This is a genomic window from Corynebacterium sp. HMSC064E07, assembly GCF_001815745.1.
GTDB lineage: Bacteria > Actinomycetota > Actinomycetes > Mycobacteriales > Mycobacteriaceae > Corynebacterium > Corynebacterium jeikeium_D.
The window spans coordinates 1-692 of record NZ_KV821799.1; the positions used below are offsets into that span (position 1 = coordinate 1).

Here is a 692-nt window from a genome sequence, read left to right on the forward strand (position 1 = left end):
CACCAAAGAATAGCTCCCCGAAAGCTATTACCCACACCATCCCGCACCTCCGGCCACATTTGTGCTAACCGCACACCGGTTGGATTAAAGGATGACCACCAACCGCCCCAGCTGCCCACTATGCGGCAACAACACAAAGAAAAACGGCACCACCAGCAAATCAACCACCCGTTGGCGCTGCACCCACTGCGGACACTCCTTTACCCGCAACACCCAAACCCACAACAAAAACACCGCCACCATGGCTTTGTTCATCCAATGGGCCACCGGCACCCAATCTCTAACCACCTTCGCCGCACACCATGGCGTAACCAGGCAAACCATGCACCACCGATTCCGATGGTGCTGGTGGATCATCCCCACACCCACCATCGACTCATTCCGCATCCATGACCAAATCTTCCTCGACGCGACCTATCTAAAGTCCGGATGCCTCCTGATCGCAGCCAGTAAAACCCACGTCATCAACTGGACCTGGGCCAGACACGAAACCACCGCCGCCTACACCGAACTCCTACGCCCCATTGCCGCACCACTAATCGCAGTCACAGACGGCGGACAAGGTGCCCAATCAGCCATCCACCACTGCTGGCCAACAACACGCATCCAACGCTGCCTCGTCCACGCCCAACGAACAGTCCGCCGCCACACCACCAGCAACCCCCGCACCGATGCCGGCAAAACCCTCTACC

Annotated in this window: 1 pseudogene; it reads left to right on the top strand. The window is 58.2% G+C overall.

From position 1 onward, the window contains the following. Positions 1-91: 91 nt before the first annotated feature. Positions 92-692: pseudogene (locus HMPREF3053_RS10820) on the top strand (IS256-like element IS3503 family transposase); the annotation flags it as partial.